Origin of the sequence: Klebsiella sp. 141161 (assembly GCF_050600815.1) — a bacterium.
In the GTDB taxonomy this organism is placed as follows: Bacteria; Pseudomonadota; Gammaproteobacteria; order Enterobacterales; family Enterobacteriaceae; genus Klebsiella; species Klebsiella aerogenes.
On the sequence record NZ_JAQIRN010000002.1, the window covers coordinates 82,734 to 108,479 of the forward strand.

A 25,746-nucleotide genomic window follows, 5' to 3' on the forward strand; every position below is an offset into this window, starting at 1 on the left:
TATATTGCGTGGTTGAAGTTTTAAATAACTACATCTAGTATTTCCTGAACAGTAAGCCCATAACGTTCGACGCGATGTTTTACGCCGTCTTGTTATCTTAAATGGAAATACGAATCATGCGCATTATTATTTACACTCGAAATGACTGCGTGCAATGCCATGCCACCAAACGCGCGATGGAGAGCCGCGGTTTCGCCTTCGATATGGTCAACATCGACCAACACCCGGAAGCCATCGACATGCTGCGCGAGCAGGGATTCCAGCAATTACCGGTGGTGATGGCCGGGGAAACCCGCTGGTCTGGCTTCCGCCCCGATATGATTAATCGCCTGCGTCCCGCCGCGGCTACGGCCAGCCTATGAGCCTGATCGTCTACTTCTCCAGCAGCTCTGAAAATACGCATCGCTTTGTGCAGCGTCTGGCGCTGCCTGCCGTGCGCATTCCGCTCAACGAGCGCGAGCGAATTCAGGTAGACGAACCCTATATTCTCATCGTCCCCAGCTACGGCGGCGGCGGAACGGCAGGCGCCGTGCCGCGCCAGGCGATCCGCTTTTTAAACGACCCGCATAATCGCCGGCTGATTCGCGGCGTCATCGCCGCCGGTAACCGTAACTTCGGCGAGGCCTATGGCCGGGCGGGAGAGGTCATCGCGCAGAAATGCGGCGTGCCGTATCTGTATCGTTTTGAGCTGATGGGTACCCAGCAAGATGTCGACAACGTGCGTAAAGGAGTAAGCGAATTTTGGCAACGACAACCGCAGAACGTGTAACCGCCGGGGCGTCTGATTTCCACGCCCTCAATGCGATGCTGAACTTATACGACAGCAATGGCCGCATTCCCCTGGAAAAGGACCAACAGGCGGTCGAAGCATTTATCCATAGCCACGTGCGCCCCAACAGCGTACCGTTCGCCGGGCTGGAGGAGAAACTGCAATGGCTGAGCGACGAAGGTTATTATGATCCGGCAGTGCTGGCCCGCTATGAGCGACGTTTCGTACTGGCCCTCTTCGCCCACGCGCATCAACACGGTTTTCGCTTCCGTACTTTCCTCGGCGCGTGGAAGTTCTACACCAGCTATGCCTTACGTACTTTCGACGGCAAACGCTACCTGGAGCATTTCGCCGACCGCGCCTGCATGGTGGCGCTAACCCTGGCCCAGGGTGATGAAATCCTGGCGCGACAGCTGGCCGATGAGATCCTCGCCGGGCGCTTTCAGCCAGCGACGCCGACCTTCCTCAACGCCGGTAAACAGCAGCGCGGCGAACTGGTCTCCTGCTTTCTGCTGCGTATCGAAGATAATATGGAGTCTATCGGCCGGGCGGTGAACTCCGCCCTGCAGCTGTCGAAACGCGGCGGCGGCGTGGCGTTCCTGCTCTCCAACCTACGCGAAGCGGGCGCGCCGATTAAACGTATCGAAAACCAATCCTCCGGGGTGGTGCCGGTGATGAAAATGCTGGAAGACGCCTTCTCTTACGCCAACCAGCTGGGAGCGCGTCAGGGAGCCGGCGCGGTTTACCTTCACGCCCATCACCCCGATATTTTGCGCTTCCTCGATACCAAGCGGGAAAACGCGGATGAAAAGATCCGCATTAAAACCCTGTCGCTGGGGGTAGTCATTCCGGATATCACCTTCCAGCTGGCGAAAGAAGACGCGCAGATGGCGCTGTTCTCTCCCTATGACGTTGAGCGACTGTACGGCAAAGCCTTTGGCGATATCGCGGTCAGCGAGATGTATGTGCAACTGGTCGCCGACGACCGCGTTCGCAAACGCTGGATCCGCGCCCGCGATCTGTTCCAGCGGCTGGCGGAAATTCAGTTTGAATCCGGCTATCCGTACATCATGTTCGAGGATACGGTGAACCGCGCCAACCCGATTGCCGGGCGCATTAATATGAGCAACCTGTGCTCGGAGATCCTGCAGGTCAACAGCGCCTCCACCTTTCACGAAAATCTCGATTACGCCACCGTTGGCGAGGACATCTCCTGCAACCTCGGCTCGCTGAATATCGCCCACGCTATGGATTCGCCGGACTTCGCCCGCACCGTCGAAGTAGCGGTCCGCGGCCTGACGGCGGTCTCCGATATGAGCGATATCCGCTCGGTACCCTCGGTGGCGGCGGGTAACGCCGCATCGCACGCCATCGGCCTTGGACAGATGAACCTGCACGGCTATCTGGCCCGTGAGGGGATCGCCTACGGCAGCCCCGAAGGGCTGGACTTCACTAATCTCTACTTCTACACCGTCACCTGGCACGCCTTGCGTACCTCTATGGCGATGGCGCGCGAGCGCGGCGTGCGTTTTGCCGGGTTTGAGCAGTCGCGTTACGCTAGCGGCGACTATTTCCAGCAGTATTTGCAGGGTGACTGGCAGCCGAAAACCGCCAGAGTACACGAACTGTTCACCCGTGCGGGGATAACCCTGCCCGATCGTGAGATGTGGCGACAGCTACGTGACGACGTGATGCGCTACGGCATTTATAACCGCAATTTGCAGGCGATACCGCCGACCGGTTCGATCTCCTACATCAATCATGCCACCTCCAGCATTCATCCGATTGTGGCGAAAATCGAGATCCGCAAAGAGGGAAAAACCGGCCGCGTGTACTATCCGGCGCCGTTTATGACCAACGACAATCTGGCGCTGTATCAGGATGCCTGGGAAATTGGCCCGCAGAAAATTATCGATACCTATGCCGAAGCCACGCGACATGTCGATCAGGGGCTGTCGCTGACGCTGTTCTTCCCTGATACCGCCACCACCCGCGATATCAATAAAGCGCAAATTTACGCGTGGAAGAAAGGTATCAAGACGCTGTATTACATTCGCCTGCGCCAGCTGGCGCTGGAAGGTACCGAAATCGAAGGCTGCGTGTCCTGCGCGCTGTAAGGAGAACAGGATGACCCATTTATCGCGCATCAGCGCCATTAACTGGAACAAAATCGAGGATGATAAAGACCTCGAGGTGTGGAACCGGCTGACCAGCAACTTCTGGTTGCCGGAGAAGGTGCCGCTATCCAACGACATTCCGCACTGGCAGATTCTGACGGCTCAGGAGCAGCAGTTGACCATCCGCGTCTTTACCGGGCTGACGCTGCTCGACACCATCCAGAATACCGTCGGCGCCCCGGCGTTGATGACCGACGCCCTCACTCCACATGAAGAGGCTGTGCTGTCGAACATCAGCTTTATGGAAGCGGTGCATGCTCGCTCCTATAGTTCGATATTCTCGACCCTGTGCCAGAGCAAGGATGTCGATGCCGCTTACGCCTGGAGCGAGGAAAACGCTCCCCTACAGCGCAAAGCGCAGTTGATGCTCAATTACTACCAAGCCGATGAGCCGCTGAAGAAAAAAATCGCCAGCGTGTTCCTCGAATCTTTTCTTTTCTATTCAGGGTTCTGGCTGCCGATGCACTTTTCCAGCCGCGGCAAGCTGACCAATACCGCCGATTTAATCCGTCTGATTATTCGCGACGAAGCGGTACACGGTTATTATATTGGCTATAAATATCAAAAAGGGCTGGAAATCGTCAGCGCCGCTAAGCGCGAAGAGTTGAAAAATTTCGCCTTCGATCTGCTGATGGATCTGTACGATAACGAACTGGCCTATACCCGCGAATTGTATGCCGACAGCCCGTGGCTTGACGACGTCAACGCTTTCCTCTGTTACAACGCCAATAAGGCATTGATGAACCTTGGCTATGAGACGTTATTCCCGGCGGAAATGGCCGCCGTAAACCCGGCAATTCTTGCGGCGCTGTCGCCAAACGCCGATGAAAACCACGACTTTTTCTCCGGCTCCGGTTCTTCTTACGTCATGGGTAAAACAGAAGCGACCGCCGACGACGATTGGGACTTTTAACCTCGCAATCGCTGGGGAATATATCAACATATTCTCCAGTGATCTATTTCACATTATTCTTTATTATCACACAAATAATCCACTGGCCATTCCCTCGTCATATTTCCTTCATTTAAGCCAATTTCCCCATTCATTATTCATGCATAATCAAAAAATATCACCAGCCGTATATGATGGCTCAGCCCTTATATCATGGGCAATTCAGCCAGAGTTCCCCATTCAGATTTTGGCTAGCTATTCACATCGAGGGTTGTCACAGAATCTCAGTATGTTAGGGTGTAAACAGGTAATAATCTTCACCAGGTACGATATCGATATAATTAAAGACAGGAAATTATTTATTGCATGGCAATTAAATTAGAAATCAAGAATCTCTATAAGATATTTGGCGAGCACCCGCAACGCGCGTTCAAATATATTGAAAAAGGACTTAGCAAAGAGCAAATACTGGAAAAAACGGGGCTATCGCTTGGCGTTAAAGACGCCAGTCTGGCCATTGAAGAAGGCGAGATATTCGTCATCATGGGACTTTCCGGTTCAGGAAAATCCACCATGGTTCGCCTTCTCAATCGCCTGATTGAACCCACCCGCGGACAGGTGCTGATTGACGGCGTCGATATCGCCAAAATCTCAGATGCCGAGCTTCGCGAGGTGCGCAGGAAAAAGATTGCGATGGTTTTCCAGTCATTCGCCCTGATGCCGCATATGAACGTGTTGAATAACACCGCGTTCGGTATGGAACTGGCCGGCGTTTCCGCCGAAGAGCGCCAGCAGAAAGCGCTGGATGCGCTACGTCAGGTGGGGCTGGAAAATTACGCTCACGCCTATCCCGACGAACTTTCCGGCGGGATGCGCCAGCGCGTCGGCTTAGCCCGCGCATTAGCGATCAATCCCGATATTCTGCTCATGGATGAGGCCTTCTCAGCGCTTGATCCGTTAATTCGTACCGAAATGCAGGATGAGCTCACCAAATTACAGGCGAAGCATCAACGTACCATCGTTTTTATTTCCCACGACCTTGATGAAGCTATGCGTATTGGCGATCGTATTGCCATTATGCAAAATGGCGAAGTGGTGCAAATTGGCACCCCTGACGAAATTCTGAATAACCCGGCGAATGATTACGTTCGTACTTTCTTCCGCGGCGTGGATATTAGCCAGGTATTTAGCGCTAAAGATATTGCCCGCCGTAGCCCGGTTGGCCTGATTCGTAAAACCCCTGGTTTCGGCCCGCGTTCGGCGCTGAAATTATTGCAGGATGAAGACCGCGAATATGGTTACGTCATTGAACGCGGTAATAAGTTTGTCGGCATTGTCTCCATCGACTCCCTGAAAAGCGCGCTGAGCGAAAATCAGGGGCTCGATGCGGCGTTAATTGACTCCCCGCAGGCGGTGGAGGCACAAACGCCGCTCAGCGACCTGCTCTCCCACGTCGGCCAGGCGCCCTGCGCCGTCCCGGTGGTGGATGAAGGGCACCAGTATCTCGGCATTATTTCAAAACGCATGCTGCTACAGGCTTTAGATCGCGAGGGGGCAAACAATGGCTGATCAATCAAACCCATGGGATACCGCTGCGCCAGCGGATAACGCGGCGCAGTCCGCCGACGCCTGGGGCAATCCAACACCCGCGCCCGCTGATGGCGGCGGCGCCGACTGGCTTAACAGCGCGCCTACGCCGCAGCCAGAACATTTCAATATTATGGATCCGTTCCATAAAACGCTGATTCCGCTCGATAGCTGGGTCACCCACGCCATCGACTGGATCGTGCTGCACTTCCGTCCGCTGTTCCAGGGGATCCGCGTGCCGGTGGATTATATTCTCAGCGCCTTCCAGCAGTTGTTGCTGGGAATGCCGGCGCCGGTGGCGATTATTCTCTTCGCGCTGATCGCCTGGCAGATCTCCAGCGTCGGCATGGGCATAGCCACTCTGGTCTCGCTGGTAGCCATCGGCGCTATCGGCGCATGGTCGCAGGCGATGGTCACCCTGGCGCTGGTGCTTACCGCGCTGCTGTTCTGCATGATAATCGGCCTGCCGCTGGGGATCTGGCTGGCGCGTAGCCCGCGAGCGGCGAAAATCATCCGCCCGTTACTTGACGCGATGCAGACCACGCCGGCGTTCGTCTACCTGGTGCCGATCGTCATGCTGTTCGGTATCGGCAACGTTCCGGGGGTGGTGGTGACCATTATCTTCGCCCTGCCGCCAATTGTCCGCCTGACGATCCTTGGGATTAACCAGGTGCCGGCAGACCTCATTGAGGCCTCACGCTCCTTCGGCGCCAGCCCGCGCCAGCTGCTGTTTAAAGTCCAGCTGCCGCTGGCGATGCCGACCATCATGGCCGGCGTCAACCAGACGCTGATGCTGGCCCTGTCGATGGTCGTTATTGCCTCGATGATCGCCGTCGGCGGCCTCGGTCAAATGGTGCTGCGCGGTATTGGCCGCCTGGATATGGGGCTGGCGAGCGTCGGCGGGGTCGGGATCGTTATCCTCGCGATAATCCTTGACCGCCTGACGCAGGCCGTCGGCCGCGATTCCCGCAGCCGCGGTAACCGCCGCTGGTACACCACCGGACCTCTGGGGCTGATTACCCGCCCTTTCTGTAAATAAGAGAAGGAATAACGATGCGACATACTACACTCCTTGCCACAGCGTTTACCGCCCTCGTCACAACCAGCGCGTTTGCTGCCGAGCTGCCGGGTAAAGGCATCACCGTGAAACCGGCGCAGAGTACCATTTCAGAAGAAACTTTCCAGACGCTGCTGGTCAGCCGCGCGCTGGAAAAACTGGGCTATACCGTCGAAAAGCCGAGCGAAGTCGACTATAACGTCGCCTATACCTCCATCGCCTCCGGCGATGCCACCTTTATTGCCACCAACTGGCAACCGCTGCACGATGATATGTACGCGGCGGCGGGCGGCGATAAAAAATTTTACCGTGAAGGAACCTTCGTCACCGGCGCGGCGCAGGGCTATCTGATCGACAAGAAAACCGCCGAGCAGTACCACATTAAGTCCATCGACCAGTTGAAAGATCCGAAGATCGCCAAACTGTTTGATACCAACGGCGATGGCAAAGCCGATCTCACCGGCTGTACCCCCGGCTGGGGCTGCGAAGCGGTCATCAACCATCAGATTGATGCCTATGGGTTGAACAATAAAGTGGTCCATAACCAGGGCAACTACGCAGCGATGATGGCCGATACCATCGCCCGTTATAAAGAAGGCAAACCGGTTCTTTATTATACCTGGACGCCGTACTGGGTCAGCGACGTGCTGAAACCGGGTAAAGATGTGGTCTGGCTGCAGGTGCCGTTCTCCTCTCTGCCGGGAGAACAGAAAGATATCGACACCAAGCTGCCGAACGGCGTCAACTATGGCTTCCCGGTGAACACCATGCACATCGTCGCCAACAAAGCCTGGGCTGAGAAGAACCCGGCGGCGGCGAAGCTATTTAGCCTGATGAAGCTGCCGATTGCCGATATCAACGCCGAAAACGCGATGATGCATGCCGGCCATGCCTCAGAAGCCGACATCAACGGCCACGTTGATGGTTGGATTAAAGCCCACCAGCAGCTGTTCGACGGCTGGGTGAAAGAAGCGCTGGCGGCGCAAAAGTAATTTCTCCCCTCTCCCCACGGCGTTTACCGTCGTGGGGACCGCCCTTCCCCAGAACCAATACGAAACAGATATGCCTAAAAAGGGATTTTCTGATTTCCCATTTTAGCGATTGTGAAGCCGTCACGCCGTCTGCTAAGGTGAACAAATCTTTCCAGGCGTAATTTTCACCAGCGTTATCAATAAGTCACCGATATGGAAACGCCTGCTCCCCGACGTCAGCGCCATTGGCTACCAACACGGGTAGGTTGCGCCGCGTTCAGGTTGAGCTTACAGGCGACGAACAGCATTATTATCCCTACGCAACTCAGCGCTTTAGCCTATGGTTTGGCATGGAAAATCGGCGACTCGCCGGAGATTTTAAGTATTAATAGTGACCGATAATTCATTTGCTTTATTTGTCACAATAGTTATTATATCGGCTGTAATTAATGAGGTTATACCCAAATGGATAGTTCGTTTACTCCCATTGAGCAGATGCTCAAATTCCGCGCCAGCCGCCATGAAGATTTCCCTTTCCAGGAGATTCTCCTCACCCGTCTCTGTATGCACATGCAGGGTAAGCTGCTGGAAAACCGTAACAAAATGCTGAAAGCGCAAGGGATTAACGAGACATTATTTATGGCGCTGATAACGCTTGAGTCTCAGGAAAATCACAGCATTCAACCTTCCGAGCTGAGCTGCGCGCTGGGTTCGTCACGCACTAATGCCACCCGCATTGCCGACGAACTGGAAAAACGCGGCTGGATCGAGCGCCGTGAAAGCGACAACGATCGTCGCTGCCTGCATCTGCAGCTAACCGACAAAGGTCATCAATTCTTGCGCGAGGTATTACCTCCGCAGCACAACTGCCTGCACCAGCTGTGGTCTTCTTTGAGCACTGCGGAAAAAGACCAGCTGGAGCACATCACCCGCAAACTGCTTGGCCGCCTCGACCAAATGGAAGAAGACGGCGCGCTGGCGGGATCCCTGCGCTAAGCACGGAGCCGCACAACATTTTGAGTTGCAAGGAACACGGTCAGGCCAGCAGATCTTCTGCTGGCCTTTCTGGTAAACAGGTCGGCTCAGCCGATGTGAAATAATAAGAATGTAAAATTGTGGAGAATCAGATGAGCGAAAATGCGGCGAGCCAAACTCCGCAGCAATCAGGCAGCAAGAAAGGGAAACGCAAAGGCGCCCTTCTGCTCCTGACCTTGCTCTTTGTTATTGTGGCCGTAGCCTACGGCATTTATTGGTTTTTAGTCCTGCGTCATTATGAAGAGACCGATGACGCTTATGTGGCAGGGAACCAGGTACAGATCATGGCGCAGGTTTCTGGTAGCGTCACCAAGGTCTGGGCCGACAACACCGACTTTGTGCAACAAGGCGATCCGCTGGTCACCCTCGACCAGACCGACGCCCAGCAGGCGTTTGAAAAAGCCAAAACCCAGCTGGCGGCAAGCGTGCGCCAGACTCGCCAGCAGATGATCAACAGCAAGCAGCTGCAGGCGAATATCGACGTCAAAAAAACCGCCCTCGCCCAGGCGCAGGCAGACCTTAATCGCCGTATCCCGCTGGGCGCCGCGAACCTGATTGGCCGCGAAGAGCTGCAGCACGCTCGTGACACCGTCGCCAGCGCCCAGGCCGAACTCGACGTCGCGATTCAGCAGTACAACGCCAACCAGGCGATCGTACTGGGCACCAAACTGGAACAGCAGCCTGCGGTGCTGCAGGCGGCGACCGAAGTCCGCAACGCCTGGCTGGCGCTGCAGCGTACGCAAATCGTCAGCCCGATTAGCGGCTACGTTTCCCGCCGCTCGGTGCAGCCTGGCGCGCAGATTGGCACCACTACCCCGCTGATGGCGGTGGTTCCGGCCACCAACCTGTGGGTTGACGCCAACTTTAAAGAGACCCAGCTTGCCCATATGCGTATCGGCCAGCCGGCGACCATCGTCAGCGATATCTACGGCGATGACGTGAAGTACACCGGTAAAGTGGTCGGCCTGGATATGGGTACCGGCAGCGCCTTCTCCCTGCTGCCGGCGCAAAACGCCACCGGCAACTGGATCAAAGTCGTCCAGCGTCTGCCGGTTCGTATCGAAATAGATGCTAAACAGCTGGCGCAACATCCGCTGCGCATCGGCCTGTCGACGCTGGTTGAAGTAGACACCAGCAATCGCGAAGGCGAGATGCTGGCAAGCCAGGTACGTAGCTCGCCGGTCTATGAAAGTAATGCCCGTGAAATCGGCCTTGAGCCGGTAAATAAACTGATCGACGGTATCATCCAGGCCAACGCCGGATAATTCAGGGTGAGCGTAATGCAACAGCAAAAACCGCTCGAAGGCGCGCAACTGGTCATTATGACCATTGCGCTGTCGCTGGCGACTTTCATGCAGGTGCTGGACTCCACTATCGCCAACGTGGCTATTCCTACCATTGCCGGTAACCTTGGCTCGTCGCTGAGTCAGGGAACCTGGGTCATCACCTCGTTTGGGGTGGCGAATGCTATCTCCATCCCGATTACCGGCTGGCTGGCGAAGCGCGTCGGCGAAGTGAAACTCTTCGTCTGGTCGACGGTGGCATTCGCCATCGCCTCCTGGGCCTGCGGGGTGTCGAATAGCCTGACGATGCTGATTTTCTTCCGCGTGATTCAGGGGATCGTCGCCGGTCCGCTGATCCCGCTATCGCAGAGTCTGCTACTCAGCAACTACCCGCCAGCGAAGCGCTCAATCGCGCTGGCGCTGTGGTCGATGACGGTCATCGTCGCGCCGATTTGCGGCCCAATTCTCGGCGGCTATATCAGCGATAACTACCACTGGGGCTGGATCTTCTTCATCAACGTGCCGATTGGCGTGGCGGTGGTTCTCATGACGCTGCAAACCCTGCGCGGCCGCGAAACCCGCACCGAACAGCGGCGTATCGACGGCGTCGGGCTGGCGCTGCTGATTATCGGGATCGGCAGCCTGCAGGTTATGCTCGACCGCGGTAAAGAGCTCGACTGGTTCGCTTCCAACGAGATTATCATCCTGACCATCGTGGCGGTGGTGGCGATAAGTTTCCTTATCGTCTGGGAGTTGACCGACGATAACCCGATAGTCGACCTGTCGCTGTTTAAGTCGCGTAACTTTACCATCGGCTGTTTGTGTATCAGTCTGGCCTATATGCTCTACTTCGGCGCCATTGTATTGCTGCCGCAGCTTCTGCAGGAGGTATACGGCTACACCGCCACCTGGGCCGGTTTGGCTTCGGCGCCGGTCGGAGTGATCCCGGTCATTCTGTCGCCGATTATCGGCCGCTTTGCCCATAAGCTCGATATGCGGCGGCTGGTGACCTTCAGCTTTATTATGTATGCGGTGTGCTTCTACTGGCGCGCGTGGACCTTCGAACCGGGAATGGACTTTGGCGCATCGGCCTGGCCGCAGTTTATCCAGGGCTTTGCGGTAGCCTGTTTCTTCATGCCGCTGACCACCATCACCCTCTCTGGCCTCCCGCCGGAGCGGCTGGCGGCGGCGTCGAGCTTGTCGAACTTTACGCGAACCCTTGCCGGCTCCATCGGTACCTCAATTACCACCACCATGTGGACCAACCGCGAGGCGCTGCACCATGCGCAGCTCACCGAGTCGGTGACGCCGTTCAACCCCAACGCCCAGCAGATGTACGATCAACTACAGGGCATGGGAATGACCCAGCAGCAGGCTTCCGGCTGGATTGCCCAGCAGATAACCAACCAGGGGTTGATTATCTCCGCCAACGAAATCTTCTGGGTCTCGGCGGGGATCTTTATCCTGCTGCTAAGCCTGGTCTGGTTCGCCAGACCGCCGTTCAGCGCCGGCGGCGGTGGCGGAGGCGCGCACTAAGTATCAACAAAAGGGATCTGCGGGTCCCTTTTTTATTGCCCCGACTTTGTCCATTTCGCGCTAGCTTCTGTCCATTTCGCTAAAGCCGCCGATGCGTTATGTCATGCAGGATAAAGCTCCGACTACAGGAGAACATCATGCTGACCAATCCTTGCGAAAAATACAGCCCTTATCCGCCTATCGCCCTGCCCGATCGCCAGTGGCCCGAGCGGCAAATCACTACCGCGCCGCGCTGGCTTTCCACCGATTTGCGCGACGGCAACCAGGCGCTGGCCGAACCGATGGATGCCGCACGCAAGCTGCAGTTCTGGGAGCTGTTGCTGGAGTGCGGTTTTAAAGAAATAGAGGTCGCCTTCCCCTCCGCCTCGCAAACCGACTTCAACTTTGTGCGCCAGCTGATTGACGAGCAGCGCATCCCTGAAGATGTCACCATTCAGGTACTGACTCAGGCGCGGGAAGAACTCATAGCGCGAACCTTTGAAGCGCTGCGCGGCGCCCGACAGGCAACCATCCATCTCTACAATGCCACCGCGCCGCTGTTTCGCGAGCTGGTTTTCGGCATGGAAAAGGCCGAAGTGATCGAGCTCGCCACTCGCGCCACCCGGCTTATTCGTCAGCATTGCGAACAGCAGCCGGACACCCGTTGGCAATATGAATATTCACCGGAAACCTTCTGTTTTACCGAGCCGGAATTCGCCCTTGAAATCTGCGAAGCGGTGGCGGAAATCTGGCAGCCCTGCGGCGAACGGCCAATGATTATTAATCTTCCGGCAACGGTCGAAGTCAACACGCCGAACGTCTACGCCGATCGGATTGAATATTTTTGCCGCCACTTCTCGCGCCGCCAGGATGTGTGTATCAGCGTGCATCCGCATAACGATCGCGGTACCGGCGTCGCCAGCGCCGAACTGGCGGTGATGGCCGGCGCCGATCGCGTGGAAGGCTGTCTGTTCGGCAATGGCGAGCGCACAGGCAACGTCTGTCTGGTCACGCTGGCGATGAATCTCTATAGCCAGGGCGTGGATCCGCAGTTGCGCTTTATGCAGATGAATCGGGTGGTAGAGATCGTCGAGAACTGCAATCAGCTTCCGGTACATCCGCGTCATCCATGGGCAGGCAGTCTGGCCTACACCGCCTTTTCCGGTTCGCATCAGGATGCCATTAAAAAAGGGTTTGATGCCCGTAAACCGGGAGATCGCTGGCAAATGCCGTATTTACCTATCGACCCACAGGATATCGGCTGCAGCTATGAAGCAGTGATCCGCGTTAACAGCCAGTCAGGTAAAAGCGGCAGCGCATGGCTGATTGAGCAGAACCACGGTCTTAAGCTGCCGCGGGCATTGCAGCAGGACTTCAGCCAGTACGTTCAGCAAGAAACGGATAGCCATGGTAAAGAAATGACCCATAACGCGTTATGGCAGCTGTTTCGCAGCCGTTACGGCCTGCTGGCGCAGCCGACGCTGGCGTTACTCGACTATCAGAGCGACGGCCAGCAGGATGGCGAACTGACGTTACAGGCTGCGCTGCGGATGAATGGCGAAACCCGCCGCTTGAACGGACGCGGGAACGGTTTGTTATCCGCCGCCGCCAACGGCCTGAGCGCGCTGTTAAAACGTCATTTCGTTATCAAGGACTACCACGAGCATACCCTCGGGGCGCGCAGCGACAGCCGCTCCGTTGCCTATATTCGCTGCGTCTTTGCCAATGGCGAAAGTCGATGGGGCGTCGGCATTGATAATGACGTTGCCCGCGCGTCGTTACAGGCGTTGTGTAATGCCGTTCACGCCAGGGATTAATCCAACGGGCGAAAATAGTCGCTGGGCGCGGTCCCCATGACCCGGCGGAACATGGCGCTAAAAGCGCTGTGGCTGCCGTAACCCAGATCCAGCGCTACCCGAAGTACCGACTGCCCCTGCGCCAGGCGAACCAGCGCCTCCATCAGCTTCGCCCGGCGCACCCATTCGCTCCACGTCAGGCTGGTCTGCTGTTGAAAATGGCGGTTCAGCGTACGCTCGCTCATTCCGCCTGCTTGCGCCGCCTCACGGCTGCCCCACGGTTCACCGGGCGCTTCGCGCACCCGCTGGCATAACCGACGCAGGCTATCGCTATGCGGTTCCGGCAAACCGAAAGGTAATACCGACATCCCGCGAATCTCATCCAGCATCAGCTCATAGATACGTTCATCGCGGGTGCCGGGGAAATAGCGCTCTTCCAGCGCCAGCGACGCGACGATAAGCTCACGCAGCAGCGGTGAGATCTGTACGATCTGGCAGGTAGAGGGCAGATCGGCACGGGCCAGCGGATCGATAAATAGCGTCCGTGCGGCCACATTGCCGGTTATGCGCAACGCGTGCGGCGTATGTGCCGGTAGCCAGACGCCGCGCCCCGGCGGCACGACCCAGAATCCGACCGGCGTTTCCACCCGAACCACGCCGCTGAGAATATGCAATAACTGAGCGCAGTCGTGGCAATGCATTGGTTCGCTATCGCCGTGGGCGTAATCATGGGCAAATGGCACCAGCGCGCGGTGCTGGAAGGAAAAGGAGAGCGTTGTCGACATGATAAGCGGAGAGCGGCCCGACGCGATGGCCGGGCCGACACAAGCGCACTAGATGTGCAGTTCTTGCAGTTTTTCTTTCGGCAGCGCCAGTTCATCGTTGCTGTTGATGCGAACATCACGCTCAATGATGTGGCGGGCGATATCCTGCGCTTCCTCCAGCGAGTGCATGGTGTAGGTTCCGCACTGGTAGACGTTCAGCTCAGGGATCTGATTCTGATCTTTGACTTTCAGCACGTCAGCCATCGCCGCTTTCCAGGCATCGGCCACGCGTTGCTCTTCCGGCGTACCAATCAGGCTCATGTAGAAACCGGTACGGCAGCCCATCGGAGAAATGTCGATAATTTCCACGCCATTACCGTTCAGGTGATCGCGCATGAAACCAGCAAACAGGTGCTCCAGTGTATGAATACCGCGCTCCGGCATCACTTCCTGGTTCGGTACGCAGAATCGCAGATCGAAAACGGTGATTTGATCGCCGTGCGGCGTGTTCATTTTCTTCGCGACGCGCACCGCAGGCGCTTCCATTCGGGTATGGTCGACTGTGAAACTATCTAACAACGGCATTCTTCACCTCCGATAGTGATTTTTTTTAAAATAAAATGAACTCTTCGTTCAACAGCGAGTCTGAGTATATGAAAGACGCGCATTTATTATCATCATCATCCCTGAATCAGAGATGAAAGTTTGGCCACAGTGATGTGGCCTTTTTCTTTTGTAGCGCTTTTTACTACGCGTGTCGTGCTAAAAGCGCCTCGAACGGCTCGCTATCTTCCGCTTCCACTTTCTTCTGTCGCGCGACCGACGCATCACGTTCGGCGATAAAATCTTCTTCGCTTAAAATTTCCAGCGGTTCATCGCGCAGCATCGTACGATACTCATCAGCCAGCTTACGCCCGGTACCACCAATCCCTTCTTCAATCATAGAACGCAGAATGCGCGCTGAGAAAGTTAATTCCGGATCGTCGAAGCAGGCCTGCAGCTCATCGCACACCTGTTGATACGCCTCGCCGCCGTGGATGCTGTCCAGCGTTTGCGCCACGCGACGTAAATCACGGAACAGATCTTTACCCACCTGCGCCAGCGGGAACTGCGCGCTTTCACAGCCAATCCCCAACGTCAGGCCCGGTTTACGGCCCTCAAGAATCACCCGGTTCCAGTTAGTACGGGTACACAGCAGTTCGCTGCTGCTCATTTCCGGCGCATCGGCCAGCACGCACCAGACCATAAACAGATCGAGGAAGCGCACCTGCTGCTCATCCACGCCGATCGGCGAGAATGGGTTGATATCCAGCGAACGCACTTCGATATACTCAATGCCGCCGCGCAGCAGCGCATCGGACGGCGTTTCACCGCTACGGGTCACGCGTTTCGGGCGAATCGGCGCGTACAGCTCGTTTTCAATCTGCAGAATATTGCTGTTGATCTGCAGATGTTTGCCGTCTTTCTCAAGCCCGATTTTAGCGTACTCTTCCGATGGCGTTTTAATCGCCCGCTTCAATCCTGCCACATACTCGTGCAGATCGTTAAACGTAATTCCGAGATTGCTTTGCGACTTATTGGTATAACCGAGGTCGCTAAGACGCAGAGAAGTGGCGTATGGCAGGTAATACATGCCGTTTCCGGCCTTCTCAAACGGCAGAGTCGTCGGTTTACCCTGCAGGAACGAGGAGCAAATCGCTGGCGACGCGCCGAACAGGTACGGGATCACCCAACCGAAACGGTAGTAGTTACGAATCGAGCGGAAATAACCGGCCGAGATCGCCTCTTTGCCGCTTTCCGCGTCTTCCACGCCGCACTTGGCCTGCCAGAACGCCATCGGCAGCGAAAAGTTATAGTGCACGCCAGAAATGGTTTGCATCAGCGCGCCGTAGCGATTTTTCAGTCCTTCGCGATACAACGTTTTCAGCCGGCCAACGTTAGAGGTGCCGTATTGCGCCAGTTCAATATCCTGACCCGGCGCGATATAGCACGGCATGCTCAGCGGCCACATCCGCTCGTCGCCGAGCTGGCGGGCGGTGAAGCGATGCACATCGCGCAGGAAAGTCAGCATATGATCGACATCGCCATCCACTGGAGTAATAAACTCCAACAGGGCTTCGGCAAAATCAGTGGTAATCCATTTATGGGTCAGCGCCGAACCTAAAGCTAAAGGATGGCCGGTCGTGGCCAGCGTGCCGTCGGCGTTAACGCGCAGCGTTTCGCGCTCAAGCCCACGTTTAATGCCTTGCAGCGCCTGCGGATTTTTTTCCAGCCAGGCCAGCGCCTGTGATACATCCGGGATCAATTTGACCTCCCGCCTGTCGAAATCGTTTGAATTAGCATAATTGTAATGGTTGAACAATCAGTCCAATTAGTGCCACCACGTCATGCCCTGAAGGGTTGCCGCCGCAATGACGATATAACGCAACGCCTTACCAAGGCATAAAAAAAAGAGCACTGGTCCCCAGGAAATGCGCATCCATCCCGCCAGTAAACACAGCAAATCGCCTATAACAGGCGCCCAGCTCAATAATAATGTCACCGCGCCATAGCGTTTAAGCCAGCCGGTTGCCCTCTCCTGCCAGCGCGATTGCTTGCGCAGCGGGAACAGGCGCCCCAGAATAACGTTAGTTACCCCTCCAAGGCTATTGCCGATTGTTGCTATTAATACCAGCAGCCACGGTTGACTTGCCCCCGTAAGAAGCATAGCAACCAGCACCACTTCCGAGTTGCCGGGCAGTAAAGTGGCGCTTAAAAAGCTGCTGGCAAAGAGCGACAGGAGCGACAGCGCGTCGCTCACAACAGACGCACATCCACAGCATCCATACCCGCGCGCTTCGCCGCTTCGAGACCGAAGTCGGCATCTTCAAAGACTACGCAGGTTTCCGGCGCGACGCCCATGCGCTCCGCGCACAGCAGGAAGGTATCGGGCGCGGGTTTATGCTGCGTCACGTGATCGGCAGCCACCACCGCGGAGAAATAGTGACGCAGGCCAAGATGCGCCAGTAGCGCTTCGGCGACAGCGCTTTCGCTACCGGTGCCGACCGACATAGGTCGACGGCCATGCCACTCTTTTACCACGTCTATCAGCGGTAACGGGCGTACGCTATCCAATAGCATCGCTTTGACGGCGACGGTTTTTTCCTGCGCCAGACGATGCGGATCTAAATCAGCCTGATTCAGCTCAATGATCGCCTGGGCAATACGCCAGGTTGGAGAACCGTTGAGCGCGACCACGGCCTGCTCATCGAAACGCATACCGTAACGGCCCAATACTTCACGCCATGCCTTACGATGCGTCGGCTCGGTATCGAGGATGGTGCCATCCATATCGAAAATCAGTCCTGCGTAACGTTGGTACATCGTGTTCTCACAAACCGGATAAGGAAACGTTACTGTATCGCAAAAGGCGGGTTTTGTCGCGGGGGGCCAGAGACAGCAAAGGCGCCTGCAGGCGCCTTAATCAACTCGGGATAGCGAAAACCGTATTATTTGATTCGCAGGTCGTTCTCAACCACGCGCACGCCCTGCACGCGACGGGTGACCTCTACCGCACGTTTAGCGCTCTCAGCCGACGATACAAAACCGCTCAGCTGTACGCGGCCTTTAAAGGTCTGCACGCTAATTTCTGAGGATTTGATATCTTTTTCGTTAAACAGCGCGCTTTTTACCTTGGTGGTTACCACGGTATCGTCAATATAACCGCCGGTGCTTTCTTTGGTGGACGATCCGGCACAGCCTGCCAGAGATACGGCGACCAGAAGCGTTGCGCAAAAGGCAGGTATTGCTTTGAACCATTTCATTGATTTCTCTCCTTGCATTCATCACACCCGGTTCAGGTAGATCTACAGGGATAAATTATAGTGGAAAGAGCGACTTGCCAATAAGAAATGTGTTGATTATCGAGGAGATAAAATGCGTCGTACTGATGGGATGAAAATTGGAGAGTTTTATTGAAGAGAAGATGGTGCATCCGGGAGGATGACTCGGCTGCGCCTCGCCCTACGGGCCGTTGCTAACGCAACGTTATCCTCCCTGGTACTCGCGATAATTTCGCATACCATGCAACATTGAGATTGCTGTTACTAAGGAGAATATGGTGCATCCGGGAGGATTCGAACCTCCGACCGCTCGGTTCGTAGCCGAGTACTCTATCCAGCTGAGCTACGGATGCATCGGAAAAGCTATTTAACTGCGAGGTTATTCTGTTGCAAATCTCGTGGCGAGAATATGGTGCATCCGGGAGGATTCGAACCTCCGACCGCTCGGTTCGTAGCCGAGTACTCTATCCAGCTGAGCTACGGATGCATCGGAATAACTAGTTTACTACAGAATTCATCTGAATAATTCAGAATCAGGCAAGAATGGTGCATCCGGGAGGATGACTCGTCTACGCCTTGCCCTACGGGCCGTTGCTTACGCAACGTTATCCTCCCTGGTGCTGGCGATAATTTCGCAGACCATGTAACAACGATATTGCTGTTACTAAGGAGAATATGGTGCATCCGGGAGGATTCGAACCTCCGACCGCTCGGTTCGTAGCCGAGTACTCTATCCAGCTGAGCTACGGATGCATCGGGAAACTTGCTTTACTACGCGTCAGTGTCACAACTAACACATGCCACACTGAGTATGATGGAGTAATCGGTAGAGTGACTCGATTACGCCTCGCACTGCGGGCCGCTGCTTTCACAGCGTTCTTCTTTCTGTTTACAGAGAGAAGATGGTGCATCCGGGAGGATTCGAACCTCCGACCGCTCGGTTCGTAGCCGAGTACTCTATCCAGCTGAGCTACGGATGCAAAATGGCGGTGAGGCGGGGATTCGAACCCCGGATGCAGCTTTTGACCGCATACTCCCTTAGCAGGGGAGCGCCTTCAGCCTCTCGGCCACCTCACCACACAACACGCCTCTTGCGAGTGCTTCGAAGAACTTGTTTCTGCTCTTCGTCGCTGCGATGGCGCACATATTACTTTCTGAGACTTATAAGTCAAACAATTTTTCGAGAGCTTTTTCCGTTTGCACACTTCACGCGCAATTAGCCTGCAAAAACGGCAAAAAGAGTATTTTATCAACAGGAAATAGCCCTTTACGGCCACTCAAAAGCGACAACGAAAAATGACGCACGGCGAATAAAAACAAAAGAGAGGATGTCGCGAGAGAAGAAAAAGGAGAAGAAAAGAGAAAAACGACCGCCGGAGGGATGCGCCTCACAATAAAGCGAGGCGCGGAAAGCTTAGTAACTGGACTGCTGGGATTTTTCAGCCTGGATACGCTGGTAGATTTCTTCACGATGTACAGAGACTTCTTTAGGGGCGTTGACACCAATACGTACCTGGTTACCCTTAACCCCTAAAACTGTCACAGTGACCTCATCTCCAATCATGAGGGTCTCACCAACTCGACGAGTCAGAATCAGCATTCTTTGCTCCTTGAAAGATTAAAAGAGTCGGGTCTCTCGCATCCCGGCATTATCCATCATATAACGCCAAAAAGTAAGCGATGACAAACACCTCGCGGTGTAAGCAGTCACGGCATCACATTCTGTTAAACCTAAGTTTAGCCGATCTACACAACTTCAACCCGACTTTATCGTTATCAGTACTTATGACGCAAGATGCCGCTCCCATCAGGTTACGGCACCTATACCCGTCATACTTCAAGTTGCATGTGTGTTGGCTTTCCTCACTCACCCCAGTCACTTACTTAAGTAAGCTCCTGGGGATTCGCTGCGTCGCCGCCTTCCTGCAACTCGAATTATTTAGGGTAAATGCGTTTATAGTTATTACAGTTTTGCGCTGACCCAGCCTTTCACACTGGCTAACGCAGCAGGGAGAGCAGACGCATCGGTACCGCCGGCTTGCGCCATATCCGGACGACCGCCCCCTTTACCGCCCACCTGCTGGGCGACCATACCAACCAGCTCCCCTGCTTTCACGCGGTCTGTCACATCCTTAGACACACCTGCAATCAGAGAAACCTTACCATCCGCTACCGTAGCTAATACAACGACCGTCGAACCGAGCTGGTTTTTCAGATCATCAACCATGGTACGCAGCATTTTCGGCTCAACGCCGGTCAGCTCGCTGACCAGCAGCTTAACGCCGTTAATTTCTTCGGCTTTACTGGAGAGATTAGCGCTCTCCTGCGCTGCAGCCTGCTCTTTCAGCTGCTGCAGCTCTTTTTCCAACTGACGGGTACGCTCAAGCGCCGCGCGAACTTTATCGCCGATGCTGTGGCTATCGCCCTTCAGCAGCTGCGCGATATCGCTGAGCTGATCGCTCTGCGCATGCAGGCTGGCAATCGCCCCTTCGCCGGTCACCGCTTCAATACGGCGCACGCCTGCGGCGGTACCGGATTCAGAGGTAATACGGAACAGGCCAATATCACCGGTACGCGCCGCGTGAGTACCGCCGCACAGCTCGGTGGAGAAATCGCCCATCCGCAGTACGCGAACGCGATCGTCGTATTTCTCGCCGAACAGCGCCATGGCGCCGGATTCACGCGCGGCATCGATATCCATGATATTGGTTTCGATAGCCAGGTTACGACGGATCTGCGCGTTGACCAGATCTTCTACCGCACGAATCTCTTCCGGCTTCATCGCTTCAAAATGCGAGAAGTCAAAACGCAGCGCTTTATCGTTAACCAGTGAGCCTTTCTGCGCCACGTGGGTACCGAGGACCTGGCGCAGCGCCGCGTGCATCAGGTGCGTCGCGGAGTGGTTGAGACGGATACGCTGACGGCGAGCCTGATCGACATCGGCCTGCACCGCGTCACCCACTTTCAGGGAACCGCTGGCGACTTTACCGATATGACCAATAGCCTGGCCGTACTTCTGCGTATCGCTGACCGCGAAGGAGAAGCCAGCGCCTTTCAGTTCGCCTTTATCGCCTACCTGACCGCCGGATTCCGCATAGAACGGCGTCTGGTCAAGGACTACAACCGCATCCTGACCCGCGCTGACGCTATCAACCGCTTTGCCGTCGATGAACAGCGCAGTAACTTTGCCGTTCAGCTCCAGATGATCGTAGCCTTTAAATTCCGATGCGCCGTCAACGCGAATCATCGCGTTATAGTCAGCGCCGAAACCGCTGGACTCACGTGCGCGGCGGCGCTGCTCTTCCATCGCGGCTTCAAAGCCTGCTTCGTCAACCTTGATGTTGCGCTCGCGGCAGACATCCGCAGTCAGGTCAACCGGGAAGCCATAGGTGTCATACAGACGGAAGGCGGTTTCGCCGTCCAGCGTGTCGCCTTTAAGCTTCGACAGTTCCTCATCCAGCAGCGCCAGCCCGCGCTCCAGTGTGCGCGCAAACTGCTCTTCTTCGGTTTTCAGCACCTGCTCTACCAGAGCCTGCTGCTGTTTCAGTTCTTCACCGGCAGCGCCCATCACGTCGATAAGCGGAGCAACCAGTTTCCAGAAGAAGGTGTCCTTCGCGCCCAGCATGTTGCCGTGGCGAATCGCGCGGCGAATGATACGACGCAGCACGTAGCCGCGGTTTTCATTCGACGGGATCACGCCATCAGCAATCAGGAATGCGCAAGAACGAATGTGGTCGGCGATAACGCGCAGCGACTTGTTAGTGAGATCGGTCGCGCCGGTGACTTTCGCCACGCTCGCAATCAGGTTGCGGAACAGGTCGATGTCATAGTTGGAGTTAACGTGCTGCAGAACAGCGGCAATACGCTCCAGCCCCATACCGGTATCAACGGAAGGCTTCGGCAGCGGCTCCATGGTACCGTCAGCCTGACGGTTGAACTGCATGAAGACGATGTTCCAGATCTCAATGTAACGGTCGCCATCTTCTTCCGGGCTTCCCGGAGGGCCGCCCCAGATGTGATCGCCATGATCAAAGAAGATTTCGGTGCACGGGCCGCACGGACCGGTATCGCCCATCTGCCAGAAGTTATCAGAAGCAAACGGCGCGCCTTTGTTGTCGCCGATGCGGATAATACGCTCACGCGGAACGCCCACTTCATTGGCCCAGATGTCGAAAGCTTCGTCATCGGTCTCGTAAACGGTAACCCACAGTTTTTCTTTTGGCAGGGCGAACCAGTTCTCACCGGTCAGCAGTTCCCATGCGTATTTGATGGCATCCTGCTTGAAGTAATCGCCGAAGCTGAAGTTGCCCAGCATTTCGAAGAAGGTGTGGTGACGCGCGGTGTAACCGACGTTTTCCAGATCGTTGTGTTTACCGCCCGCACGCACGCAACGCTGCGCGGTGGTCGCGCGCGAATAATTACGTTTGTCGAGACCAAGGAAGACATCCTTGAACTGGTTCATCCCGGCGTTGGTAAACAGCAGGGTCGGATCGTTGTGCGGCACCAGGGAGCTGCTGGCAACTACCTGATGTCCCTTACTATGGAAAAAGTCGAGAAACGCCTGACGGATCTCAGCGGTGCTCTTGCTCATAATTATCCTGAAATCAAGCTACACTTCATCCTTCAAGTCGCCTCTGACCTGGCGGAACGTCCTCTCCCGGTAGTGAACTCACGTACGCCCCAGAAGCTGTTCTCTCTTGCCGCCGTGATGCAGCTTGAATGATTTTGTGTATAAGGAATAATCGCCCTGGACGCTGATTATGCAATCACAAGCAGCGGCCCGACGGAATAAAGTGGGAATAAGATAAGTTTTCTTTAGAGGGAAGTAAAATCCCCGATGGGTCAATCTGCAAAATTTCGCCAGATTTCCTGGATATCTTCCATCAGATAGCCGCGGTACAGCAAAAATCGCTGGATTTTAACTTTTTCAGTAAAGGCGGAAGGTAACGGTTCGCCGTATTTACGCTGCGCCTGCTCTTTGGCCAGCGCCGCCCAGTCGATTTCACACTCGCGCATCGCGCTTTCGATGTCGCTGCGGCCAATGCCCTTTTGATTCAACTCCTGGCGGATACGTGCCGGCCCATAGCCCTTGCGGCTCCGGCTGGCGATAAACTGGCGTACAAAACGCTGGTCATCAAGATAGCGGTTTTCCAGGCACCAGCCGACAACCTGTTCGAGCTCCTCCGGTGTGATGTCCAGCTTTTCAGGCCCGTTTTTACTCATTACCGGCGCCGCCAGCTTACGCCGCAGCTCCTGTTCGCTATGATCGCGCATCGCCAGAATACGAATTGCGCGATCCAAAAGACGCGCATAGCCGGAGCGGCGTGGTGAAGTCTCAGTCACAGGCACCTCGATAATCTAAGAAAAGCAAAAGGGCCGCATCAGCAGCCCTTTGTCACTCTTTTAGACGATATCAGAAATCTTGTTCGGTTTCTTCTGCGTCGTTGCCGTCAACCGCGAAGTCCGGCGTGGAATCCTGGTTGTTGAGCAGCAGTTCGCGAACTTTCTTCTCAATTTCTTTCGCCGCCGCCGGGTTATCTTTCAGCCAGGAGATAGCGTTCGCTTTACCCTGACCGATTTTGTCGCCGTTGTAGCTATACCAGGCGCCCGCTTTTTCAATCAGCTTCTCTTTCACGCCGAGGTCAACCAGCTCGCCGAAGAAGTTGATGCCTTCACCGTAGAGGATCTGGAATTCAGCCTGTTTGAACGGCGCGGCGATTTTGTTTTTCACCACTTTCACGCGGGTTTCGCTGCCGACAACGTTGTCGCCCTCTTTCACCGCGCCGATGCGGCGAATGTCCAGACGCACGGAAGCGTAGAACTTCAGCGCGTTACCACCGGTGGTGGTTTCCGGGTTACCGAACATCACGCCGATTTTCATACGGATCTGGTTGATGAAGATCAGCAACGTGTTGGACTGCTTCAGGTTACCAGCCAGTTTACGCATCGCCTGGCTCATCATACGCGCCGCGAGGCCCATGTGAGAGTCGCCGATTTCGCCTTCGATTTCCGCCTTCGGCGTCAGCGCCGCCACGGAGTCGACGACGATAACGTCTACCGCGCCGGAACGCGCCAGCGCGTCACAGATTTCCAGCGCCTGCTCGCCGGTATCCGGCTGGGAGCACAGCAGGTTGTCGATATCAACGCCCAGCTTGCGGGCATATACCGGATCCAGCGCGTGTTCGGCATCGATGAACGCACAGGTTTTGCCTTCACGCTGCGCTGCGGCGATAACTTGCAGCGTCAGGGTAGTTTTACCCGATGATTCCGGCCCGTAGATCTCAACGATACGGCCCATTGGCAGACCGCCTGCGCCGAGCGCGATATCCAGAGAAAGCGAACCGGTGGAGATGGTTTCCACGTCCATGGAACGGTCTTCACCCAGGCGCATGATGGAGCCTTTACCGAATTGCTTTTCGATCTGGCCCAGTGCTGCCGCCAACGCTTTCTGTTTGTTTTCGTCGATCGCCATTGTTACTCCTGTCATGCGAGGTGAAGCGCGTTCGCTTCGCCGTTAATATTTGTTCAGTTGAGGCAATTATACTGTATGGTCATACAGTATCAAGTATTTTGTAGAAATTGTTGCCAGAGCAGATTTAACGCATAGGCCGTCGCCTGACGACGCACCGCTTCGCGGTCTCCGGCAAAGCATTCGCGGCGGGTCACGCCCTGCCCGTTCGCACAGGCGACGCCGAACCACACGGTGCCGACGGGCTTCTCCGCGCTGCCGCCGTCCGGGCCGGCGACACCGCTGACCGATACCGCATAGGTGGCGCGCGCCGCGCGTAGCGCGCCAATCGCCATCTCGACAACCACCGGTTCGCTCACCGCGCCGTTATCCAGTAACGTCACTTCGCTCACGCCAATCATCTGCGATTTGGCTTCGTTGCTATAGGTCACGAAACCGCGCTCAAACCACGCTGAGCTACCGGCAATATCGGTCAGCGCTTTGGCTATCCAGCCGCCGGTGCAGGACTCCGCGGTGGTCACCGTCGCGCCCTGCGCTTTCAGCGCCAGCCCAACCTGTTCGCTTAGCTGCATTAATTCTGAATCGGTCATTTTTGCCCCGCTTAAGCCAGATAAAGAGGCCATCAAAGATAGCACTTTCGGCAGAGATATGGGGACGAGGTGGTGATTTTACGAGGGGGGATCTAAAAATGGGCCGTCCCGCTGCAACCGGGACGACCAGACAACCTGTTACTTCATACTATTGGCGATGAGCTCGACGTTATGGCGCAGCATTTTAACGTAGCTATCGGCCACGCCGCCCGGCTTAGACAGCGCTTCCGGATAGAGCTCGCCGCCCGGTTGCGCCCCCGTTGCGCCAGCGATTTGCTGCACCAGACGCGGGTCCAGCTGGTTCTCCATAAACCAGGTATGTACGCCATCGGCTTTGATTTGCTTAATCAACGCCGCCACCTGCGCCGCGCTGGCTTCGCTCTCGGATGAGAGCCCCTGCGGCGCAAGGAACGTCACGTTGTAAGCGCGGCCAAAATAGCCGAAAGCATCATGGCTGGTCAGCACTTTACGCTTCGCCTGCGGGATGGCGCTAAACTGCGCCTTCGCCCAGCCGTCAATTGCCGTCAGCTGCTCGATATAACGCTTACCGCTGCTCTGGAGCGCCGCTTTATCCTGCGGGTCGGCTTTCACCAGGCCATCAAGGATATTCTGCGCGTACAACGCGCCATTAGCGGCGCTATTCCAGGCGTGCGGATCGGTCACCGTTTTACCGTCTTCATCAAGGGTATGCGTCTTAACCCCTTTTGAAGCCACCACTAATTCGCCCTTAAAACCGGACGCTTTCACCAGCCGATCCAGCCACCCTTCCAGGCCAAGCCCGTTGACCACCACCACGTCGGCTTTGCTGAGCAGCGCGCTATCCTTCGGTGAGGGTTCAAAGGTGTGCGGATCGCCATCCGGCCCTACCAGCGTATCGACATGAACATGCTCGCCTCCGACCTGCTGCACCATATCGCCCAACACCGAAAAACTGCTTACCACGTTCAGCGTTTTTGCCATCGCCCCCTGCGCCATCAGCCCCACGGCTAACGCCATCACCACTGCACTTCGTTTCATCAT

The 25,746-nt window shown here is 55.8% G+C and carries 23 protein-coding genes, 5 tRNA genes and 1 pseudogene; 12 read left to right on the forward strand and 17 right to left on the reverse strand.

Features of this window, described 5'->3' with window-relative positions; translation table 11 throughout:
- The first annotated feature begins 116 nt into the window (after positions 1 to 116).
- The 12 genes and pseudogenes from nrdH to leuA all read left to right on the forward strand — a co-directional run bounded on the left by nrdH (position 117) and on the right by leuA (position 13,103).
- A complete protein-coding gene (gene nrdH / locus PGR79_RS05020) occupies positions 117 to 362 on the forward strand; it encodes a glutaredoxin-like protein NrdH (RefSeq protein WP_015370077.1) in 246 nt (81 codons plus the stop codon).
- Positions 359 to 769: a class Ib ribonucleoside-diphosphate reductase assembly flavoprotein NrdI gene (gene nrdI, locus PGR79_RS05025; protein ID WP_015370076.1), complete on the forward strand. Its 411-nt coding sequence runs from the start codon at positions 359 to 361 to the stop codon at positions 767 to 769. Before nrdH ends, nrdI begins: the two co-directional genes overlap by 4 nt.
- The gene (gene nrdE, locus PGR79_RS05030) at positions 742 to 2,886 is read left to right on the forward strand and encodes a class 1b ribonucleoside-diphosphate reductase subunit alpha (RefSeq protein WP_430921184.1); all 2,145 of its coding nucleotides are present in this window, start codon (positions 742 to 744) and stop codon (positions 2,884 to 2,886) included. Before nrdI ends, nrdE begins: the two co-directional genes overlap by 28 nt.
- A gap of 10 nt (positions 2,887 to 2,896) precedes the next feature.
- On the forward strand, positions 2,897 to 3,859 hold the full coding sequence (gene nrdF / locus PGR79_RS05035) for a class 1b ribonucleoside-diphosphate reductase subunit beta (protein ID WP_430921186.1): 963 nt from the start codon (positions 2,897 to 2,899) through the stop codon (positions 3,857 to 3,859).
- A gap of 345 nt (positions 3,860 to 4,204) precedes the next feature.
- Positions 4,205 to 5,407 carry a glycine betaine/L-proline ABC transporter ATP-binding protein ProV gene (gene proV, locus PGR79_RS05040; protein WP_260841906.1) on the forward strand — a complete coding sequence of 401 codons (1,203 nt, stop codon included), beginning with the start codon at positions 4,205 to 4,207 and terminating at the stop codon, positions 5,405 to 5,407.
- Positions 5,400 to 6,464 carry a glycine betaine/L-proline ABC transporter permease ProW gene (proW, locus tag PGR79_RS05045; RefSeq protein WP_430921188.1) on the forward strand — a complete coding sequence of 355 codons (1,065 nt, stop codon included), beginning with the start codon at positions 5,400 to 5,402 and terminating at the stop codon, positions 6,462 to 6,464. Before proV ends, proW begins: the two co-directional genes overlap by 8 nt.
- A 14-nt stretch (positions 6,465 to 6,478) precedes the next feature.
- Positions 6,479 to 7,474 (forward strand): glycine betaine/L-proline ABC transporter substrate-binding protein ProX, encoded by a 996-nt coding sequence (proX, locus tag PGR79_RS05050; RefSeq protein ID WP_087858681.1) that lies wholly within the window; start codon positions 6,479 to 6,481, stop codon positions 7,472 to 7,474.
- Positions 7,475 to 7,699: 225 nt separating this feature from the next.
- Positions 7,700 to 7,855 (forward strand): annotated as a pseudogene (locus PGR79_RS05055) (hypothetical protein); the annotation flags it as partial.
- Positions 7,856 to 7,918: 63 nt separating this feature from the next.
- Positions 7,919 to 8,449 carry a transcriptional repressor MprA gene (mprA, locus tag PGR79_RS05060; protein WP_015370069.1) on the forward strand — a complete coding sequence of 177 codons (531 nt, stop codon included), beginning with the start codon at positions 7,919 to 7,921 and terminating at the stop codon, positions 8,447 to 8,449.
- A gap of 131 nt (positions 8,450 to 8,580) precedes the next feature.
- A complete protein-coding gene (gene emrA / locus PGR79_RS05065; protein WP_015370068.1) occupies positions 8,581 to 9,753 on the forward strand; it encodes a multidrug efflux MFS transporter periplasmic adaptor subunit EmrA in 1,173 nt (390 codons plus the stop codon).
- A 15-nt stretch (positions 9,754 to 9,768) separates the two neighbouring features.
- On the forward strand, positions 9,769 to 11,307 hold the full coding sequence (emrB, locus tag PGR79_RS05070) for a multidrug efflux MFS transporter permease subunit EmrB (protein ID WP_045395214.1): 1,539 nt from the start codon (positions 9,769 to 9,771) through the stop codon (positions 11,305 to 11,307).
- A 137-nt stretch (positions 11,308 to 11,444) separates the two neighbouring features.
- Positions 11,445 to 13,103, forward strand: coding sequence for a 2-isopropylmalate synthase (leuA, locus tag PGR79_RS05075; protein ID WP_430921190.1), 1,659 nt, complete (start codon positions 11,445 to 11,447; stop codon positions 13,101 to 13,103).
- Here the strand turns inward: leuA and PGR79_RS05080 are convergent.
- The 17 genes from PGR79_RS05080 to PGR79_RS05160 all read right to left on the reverse strand — a co-directional run bounded on the left by PGR79_RS05080 (position 13,100) and on the right by PGR79_RS05160 (position 25,743).
- Positions 13,100 to 13,867: an AraC family transcriptional regulator gene (locus PGR79_RS05080; RefSeq protein ID WP_015370065.1), complete on the reverse strand. Its 768-nt coding sequence runs from the start codon at positions 13,865 to 13,867 to the stop codon at positions 13,100 to 13,102. The genes leuA and PGR79_RS05080 overlap by 4 nt on opposite strands.
- Positions 13,868 to 13,915: 48 nt before the next feature.
- Positions 13,916 to 14,431, reverse strand: a complete 516-nt coding sequence (gene luxS, locus PGR79_RS05085; protein ID WP_015370064.1) for an S-ribosylhomocysteine lyase — start codon at positions 14,429 to 14,431, stop codon at positions 13,916 to 13,918.
- A gap of 163 nt (positions 14,432 to 14,594) precedes the next feature.
- On the reverse strand, positions 14,595 to 16,151 hold the full coding sequence (gene gshA / locus PGR79_RS05090) for a glutamate--cysteine ligase (RefSeq protein WP_308957887.1): 1,557 nt from the start codon (positions 16,149 to 16,151) through the stop codon (positions 14,595 to 14,597).
- Between the two features lie 66 nt (positions 16,152 to 16,217).
- On the reverse strand, positions 16,218 to 16,646 hold the full coding sequence (locus PGR79_RS05095; RefSeq protein ID WP_047044328.1) for a YqaA family protein: 429 nt from the start codon (positions 16,644 to 16,646) through the stop codon (positions 16,218 to 16,220).
- Positions 16,643 to 17,209 carry a fructose-1-phosphate/6-phosphogluconate phosphatase gene (gene yqaB, locus PGR79_RS05100; protein ID WP_045395223.1) on the reverse strand — a complete coding sequence of 189 codons (567 nt, stop codon included), beginning with the start codon at positions 17,207 to 17,209 and terminating at the stop codon, positions 16,643 to 16,645. The genes PGR79_RS05095 and yqaB overlap by 4 nt, the downstream gene beginning before the upstream one ends.
- A 125-nt stretch (positions 17,210 to 17,334) precedes the next feature.
- Positions 17,335 to 17,649 (reverse strand): BON domain-containing protein, encoded by a 315-nt coding sequence (locus tag PGR79_RS05105; protein ID WP_015370060.1) that lies wholly within the window; start codon positions 17,647 to 17,649, stop codon positions 17,335 to 17,337.
- Positions 17,650 to 17,943: 294 nt separating this feature from the next.
- Positions 17,944 to 18,020, reverse strand: a tRNA-Arg gene (locus PGR79_RS05110).
- A 57-nt stretch (positions 18,021 to 18,077) separates the two neighbouring features.
- A tRNA-Arg gene (locus PGR79_RS05115) sits at positions 18,078 to 18,154 on the reverse strand.
- 189 nt (positions 18,155 to 18,343) lie between these two features.
- Positions 18,344 to 18,420 (reverse strand) — tRNA-Arg (locus tag PGR79_RS05120).
- Between the two features lie 150 nt (positions 18,421 to 18,570).
- A tRNA-Arg gene (locus PGR79_RS05125) sits at positions 18,571 to 18,647 on the reverse strand.
- A 4-nt stretch (positions 18,648 to 18,651) separates the two neighbouring features.
- A tRNA-Ser gene (locus tag PGR79_RS05130) sits at positions 18,652 to 18,744 on the reverse strand.
- A 337-nt stretch (positions 18,745 to 19,081) separates the two neighbouring features.
- Positions 19,082 to 19,267 (reverse strand): carbon storage regulator CsrA, encoded by a 186-nt coding sequence (gene csrA, locus PGR79_RS05135; RefSeq protein WP_000906486.1) that lies wholly within the window; start codon positions 19,265 to 19,267, stop codon positions 19,082 to 19,084.
- A gap of 363 nt (positions 19,268 to 19,630) precedes the next feature.
- Complete coding sequence (gene alaS, locus PGR79_RS05140) at positions 19,631 to 22,258, reverse strand: alanine--tRNA ligase (protein ID WP_047080551.1); 2,628 nt, start codon at positions 22,256 to 22,258, stop codon at positions 19,631 to 19,633.
- A 251-nt stretch (positions 22,259 to 22,509) separates the two neighbouring features.
- A complete protein-coding gene (recX, locus tag PGR79_RS05145) occupies positions 22,510 to 23,010 on the reverse strand; it encodes a recombination regulator RecX (protein WP_015370056.1) in 501 nt (166 codons plus the stop codon).
- Between the two features lie 70 nt (positions 23,011 to 23,080).
- Positions 23,081 to 24,139 carry a recombinase RecA gene (gene recA, locus PGR79_RS05150; protein ID WP_015370055.1) on the reverse strand — a complete coding sequence of 353 codons (1,059 nt, stop codon included), beginning with the start codon at positions 24,137 to 24,139 and terminating at the stop codon, positions 23,081 to 23,083.
- 89 nt (positions 24,140 to 24,228) lie between these two features.
- Positions 24,229 to 24,726 carry a nicotinamide-nucleotide amidase gene (gene pncC / locus PGR79_RS05155; protein WP_087859292.1) on the reverse strand — a complete coding sequence of 166 codons (498 nt, stop codon included), beginning with the start codon at positions 24,724 to 24,726 and terminating at the stop codon, positions 24,229 to 24,231.
- A gap of 138 nt (positions 24,727 to 24,864) precedes the next feature.
- Complete coding sequence (locus PGR79_RS05160; protein WP_087859293.1) at positions 24,865 to 25,743, reverse strand: metal ABC transporter substrate-binding protein; 879 nt, start codon at positions 25,741 to 25,743, stop codon at positions 24,865 to 24,867.
- Positions 25,744 to 25,746: the final 3 nt, after the last annotated feature.

Bases quoted from the DNA above. Each gene is read 5' to 3' on its own strand.
- nrdF (WP_430921186.1), top strand. From the start codon at position 2,897: ATGACCCATTTATCGCGCATCAGCGCCATTAACTGGAACAAAATCGAG.
- leuA (WP_430921190.1), top strand. From the start codon at position 11,445: ATGCTGACCAATCCTTGCGAAAAATACAGCCCTTATCCGCCTATCGCC.
- emrA (WP_015370068.1), top strand. From the start codon at position 8,581: ATGAGCGAAAATGCGGCGAGCCAAACTCCGCAGCAATCAGGCAGCAAG.
- proW (WP_430921188.1), top strand. From the start codon at position 5,400: ATGGCTGATCAATCAAACCCATGGGATACCGCTGCGCCAGCGGATAAC.
- proX (WP_087858681.1), top strand. From the start codon at position 6,479: ATGCGACATACTACACTCCTTGCCACAGCGTTTACCGCCCTCGTCACA.
- luxS (WP_015370064.1), bottom strand. From the start codon at position 14,431: ATGCCGTTGTTAGATAGTTTCACAGTCGACCATACCCGAATGGAAGCG.
- recA (WP_015370055.1), bottom strand. From the start codon at position 24,139: ATGGCGATCGACGAAAACAAACAGAAAGCGTTGGCGGCAGCACTGGGC.
- PGR79_RS05105 (WP_015370060.1), bottom strand. From the start codon at position 17,649: ATGAAATGGTTCAAAGCAATACCTGCCTTTTGCGCAACGCTTCTGGTC.
- PGR79_RS05160 (WP_087859293.1), bottom strand. From the start codon at position 25,743: ATGAAACGAAGTGCAGTGGTGATGGCGTTAGCCGTGGGGCTGATGGCG.
- pncC (WP_087859292.1), bottom strand. From the start codon at position 24,726: ATGACCGATTCAGAATTAATGCAGCTAAGCGAACAGGTTGGGCTGGCG.
- proV (WP_260841906.1), top strand. From the start codon at position 4,205: ATGGCAATTAAATTAGAAATCAAGAATCTCTATAAGATATTTGGCGAG.
- alaS (WP_047080551.1), bottom strand. From the start codon at position 22,258: ATGAGCAAGAGCACCGCTGAGATCCGTCAGGCGTTTCTCGACTTTTTC.
- emrB (WP_045395214.1), top strand. From the start codon at position 9,769: ATGCAACAGCAAAAACCGCTCGAAGGCGCGCAACTGGTCATTATGACC.
- csrA (WP_000906486.1), bottom strand. From the start codon at position 19,267: ATGCTGATTCTGACTCGTCGAGTTGGTGAGACCCTCATGATTGGAGAT.
- nrdI (WP_015370076.1), top strand. From the start codon at position 359: ATGAGCCTGATCGTCTACTTCTCCAGCAGCTCTGAAAATACGCATCGC.
- yqaB (WP_045395223.1), bottom strand. From the start codon at position 17,209: ATGTACCAACGTTACGCAGGACTGATTTTCGATATGGATGGCACCATC.
- mprA (WP_015370069.1), top strand. From the start codon at position 7,919: ATGGATAGTTCGTTTACTCCCATTGAGCAGATGCTCAAATTCCGCGCC.
- PGR79_RS05080 (WP_015370065.1), bottom strand. From the start codon at position 13,867: ATGTCGACAACGCTCTCCTTTTCCTTCCAGCACCGCGCGCTGGTGCCA.
- nrdH (WP_015370077.1), top strand. From the start codon at position 117: ATGCGCATTATTATTTACACTCGAAATGACTGCGTGCAATGCCATGCC.